Annotated in this window: 2 protein-coding genes and 1 pseudogene; all 3 read left to right on the top strand. The window is 44.6% G+C overall.

Annotated features, from left to right (window positions below):
- Positions 1 to 1794 (top strand): annotated as a pseudogene (locus ACEW8S_RS13450) (SusC/RagA family TonB-linked outer membrane protein); the annotation flags it as partial.
- A 13-nt stretch (positions 1795 to 1807) separates the two neighbouring features.
- Positions 1808 to 3334 (top strand): SusD/RagB family nutrient-binding outer membrane lipoprotein, encoded by a 1527-nt coding sequence (locus ACEW8S_RS13445; protein ID WP_373518658.1) that lies wholly within the window; start codon positions 1808 to 1810, stop codon positions 3332 to 3334.
- A gap of 25 nt (positions 3335 to 3359) precedes the next feature.
- The coding region (locus ACEW8S_RS13440; RefSeq protein WP_373518657.1) for an FG-GAP repeat domain-containing protein at positions 3360 to 4139 on the top strand (780 nt) is incomplete at its 3' end.

Genomic DNA, 4139 nt, shown 5'->3' with positions numbered 1-4139 from the left:
TATTCGAACAATACTTTTTCGCAAAACCCCTACTTTTCGGCGTTTAATTTTAGAAACGAGGACACTAGGAATAGAATTATTGCATCAACATCTTTGCGATATGATATTGCCGACTGGTTATATCTCAACGGTAGGGCAGGTATTGATCACTACACTCTTAAAAGAACTTCGGTCGAACCTTTCGGAACTGCCTTTAAACCTTTAGGAAGTATGGAAGAACGGGAGATTCGATATACTCAAGTCGATGCCGACCTCATCCTTGGTTTAGAAAAGGACATTACCGATAAATTTGCTACGTCAGCCTTTGTCGGCCTTAATAAAAATAGTATTAAAGAAGAGAACTTGTTTCTTGGTGGAAGCGATTTTATCGTTCCACGTCTTGAGGATATTGGTAATCTTGCTATTCAGACCCGAAGCAGAAGTTTCAGTGAACGAAAAATTGGTTCTGTCTACGGCTCAGTTGAATTTTCATGGGACCGTTGGGCGTATATTACTTTCACCGGTCGGAATGACTGGTTCTCTACATTATCCTTTCCGGGAAAAACTACACCCAATGATGATTTTTATCCGTCCGTAAACGCCAGTCTGGTGCTATCGGATGCTTTTAACATGGGTGGCCCGGTAAACTTTCTAAAGTTAAGGGGCGGTTACTCTGAAGTGGCGGGTGGGGCTCAAGATGCCTACCAATTGGCACTAACCTATGAGATTTTCGGTCAGGGTTTTCAAGGTCAACCCTTAGGCAGGGTGAACGGGGGCACCGTACCCAACGCGAATTTGGTGCCGTTCAGTAAAACTGAATTAGAAGTAGGTTTAGATGCTAGGTTCTTCAATAATAGGCTTTCGCTCGATTTGGCCTATTATACCAATGAGACAACAAATGATATTGTCGACGTATCAACCTCCGTTTTTTCCGGTTATGGTGCTGCAAAGGCCAATCTTGGTAGGGTCGAAAATAAAGGTTTGGAGGTATTGTTATCCGGAACGCCGATACGGACTGAGAATTTCAACTGGACTACCAGTGTAAACGGAGCCTACAATAAAGGCACGGTATTGGCTACCAACGAAGACGATTCGAACGTTAACTTGGACGAGCCCCGTACCCAAAATGTGCGCATTACACATGTGGTGGGAGAAGCGTACGGCACCATATTCGGTGTTCCCTACGACAGGGACGATAACGGAAATATTAGATACGACATCAATGATGATGGCGTTCCACTGGCTAGGGAAGGCGAAAGAAAAATACTCGGTGCTGGTGTGCCACCGCTGACTTTGGGCTTTACGAATAGTTTCTCGTACAAAAACCTTACCCTCAGCTTCCTTATAGACGGTAAGTTTGGAGGTCAACTTTTTTCAGGTACAAACACCACACTATTCGGTAATGGATTGCACAAACAGACGCTCGAGGGCAGGGAAAATGGTTTGACCGTTTCTGGCATTGCCGTAGATGCAGATGGCAATGACCAACCCTTCACGACCACGGTCGCACCCGAGTTCTTGTCTGACTACTATGGTGCCGTCAACGATATAGCGGAAGAGTTCGTGGAAGATTCCGATTACATCAAGTTTAGACAGATGAGTTTGGGATATACCTTTCCGAAGCGTATGCTCGACAAAACCTTTCTTAGTAGTATCAATATCTCTCTGATTGGCCAAAACTTATTCTACATTAAAAGGACTATAGATAACGTTGACCCTGAAAGTGCCTATAATGTTGGCAACTCTCAAGGACTGGAGTATTTTGGACTGCCTTCTACAAGGTCCTATGGGTTGAATTTTAATATGAAGTTTTAAAAAAAAAAGGATTATGAAAAAATCAATTTATATCTTACTGTCCGTTTTAATCTTCAGTGCGTGTGACGAGGGCTTTGAAGAACTGAACGTCGACCCTACCAAACCGGTGCAAGTGAGCTTGAATAGTAAACTTACGGCTGCCCAAAGGTTTATGTCCAGCGAGCGCTATGACAACTGGCGTGCCAATTTAATTTATCAATCTACTATGATGCAGCATTTGTCTACGACTGCTGGGTATTGGTCGGGAGATAAGTACACTTGGAATAAAGGATATGCATCCTCGCTAATCGATCGTTATTATGGTAATGCGGTTAAAAGTGTTGAGGATATGTTATTTCAAATCAACGAGGAACAAGCCCCTGAAGAAATGAGGGCTATTGTAAGGATAATGCGGGTGTATATTTATTCTAGGCTCACAGATTTGTACGGCGACATACCTTACAGCGAAGCCGGTCAAGCAGTAATCTCCGGCGTTCTCAAGCCAAAATACGATTTGCAAAGCGAAATTTATACCGATTTTTTGAACGAACTTGAAGAATCCGCTGCGTCTTTAGGTTCCGGAACTTCCGAATTCGGTGCATCAGACCTGATTTATCAGGGCAATCAGGACAAATGGAGAAAGTTGGCCAACTCGTTGATGCTTCGACTTGGTTTTCGTTTGATTAAGATTGACCCGACAGCTTCCCAGGCTTGGGTTACCAAAGCAATAGCGGGAGGGGTCATGGAATCCAATGAGGACATTTTTTACCTCAAACATGAATCCGAACAAAATAGAAACGGTAACAGTGAGGCATTTGATGCAGATGGTAATCCCCGATTAAGCGATACTTTTGTCAATTTTCTACAGGATGATCCTAGACTTACCGTTTTGGGCGCACTGCCGGAAAACACCGGGGAAGTTGATGCCAATAAAGACCCTATCCTTCGAACGCCCGAGGAACGCTTAGATGCAGAAGCCCAAAAGGGGCTGCCCAATGGCTTGGATGCCCCATTGCTTCTAGCGGCTACGGGAGAGGAAGATGTGCAGGCCTACACCGAACCCAATCGTATGTTGATTACGGCCTTCGATGCCCCTATGTTTTTTCAGACCTATGCCGAAGTCGAGTTTATGCTTGCCGAGGCTGCGGTACGTTGGGGCCTTGCAGGTGGTGATCCTACCCGTCATTATACTGACGGGGTGAGGGCGGCCATGAAAATGTTGGCACTTTACGGCCCCGCCGGTGTTATATCTGATGCGGATATAGATACCTATTTAGCGGCAAATCCTTTAGATTTGACCAATGCTTTAGAGCAGATAAACACGCAGTATTGGGCAGCTACCTTCTTGAACGAATACGAGGCGTTTGCCAATTGGAGAAGGACAGGTTTTCCTGTTTTGGTTCCCGTGAATTACTCCGGTAACGAGACTGGCGGGACAATTCCCAGAAGACTCACCTATTCGGAAAGTGAGCAGTCCGACAACCCTGAAAACTATCAGGCGGCCATTCAGGCCCAAGGCCCAGACCTCTTGACCACTCGCGTTTGGTGGGATGTTGAGTAATCGTTGGTCTTGATCGTAAATTCGTATGATAAATATAGGAGGGGCAACTCTCCTTTATTATTTTACGGATATTGAATATCTTGCGGTTGAAAATTACACGCTATATATGATGAAGTCCGGCATACCCATTTATTTAATTTTGGTGCTGATTATTGCAGGATGTTCCAAGGAAGAAGCGATTGTTAACTCGCCATCGCTTTTCACATCATTGGAATCATCAAAAACGGGCGTGCACTTTTCCAACGAAATAAAGGACGATGAAACTCGGAATATTCTTCTCTACGCAAATTTTTATGGAGGTGCGGGGGTAGGTGTAGGCGACTTCAATAAAGATGGACTGGAGGATCTTTACTTTGCCGGTAACATAGTTTCCGACAGACTTTATCTGAACAAGGGCAATCTTGAATTCGAGGATGTCACTAAGACGGCCGGGTTGGTCAATGACGGAGGTTGGTCAACGGGCGTAACTGTGGCCGACATCAACAACGACGGTAGTCTGGATATTTATATAACCAGAGAGCTTTATGATGACAAGCCCGAATGGCGTGCCAACCTTTTATATATTAACAGAGGCGATGGTACGTTTGAAGAATCGGCCGAAAAGTATGGTGTCGCAGACGAACAGCGAACGAGACACGCTACATTTTTTGACTATAACAAAGATGGCTTTCTCGATCTTTTTCTGTTGACTCAACCTCCGAACCCTGGTACGTATTCGGAATACAAAGGTACCACCCTGCTGAAGCCTGAATACCATATTAAATTGATGAAGAATACCGGTAACGGATTTTTTGTCGATGTCAGC

The sequence above is a fragment of the Pricia sp. genome, assembly GCF_041745955.1.
Lineage (GTDB): Bacteria > Bacteroidota > Bacteroidia > Flavobacteriales > Flavobacteriaceae > Pricia.
Note: the sequence above shows the minus strand (reverse complement) of the source record. Positions and strands in the feature narration are given on the sequence as shown.

Bases quoted from the DNA above. Each gene is read 5' to 3' on its own strand.
- ACEW8S_RS13445 (WP_373518658.1), top strand. From the start codon at position 1,808: ATGAAAAAATCAATTTATATCTTACTGTCCGTTTTAATCTTCAGTGCG.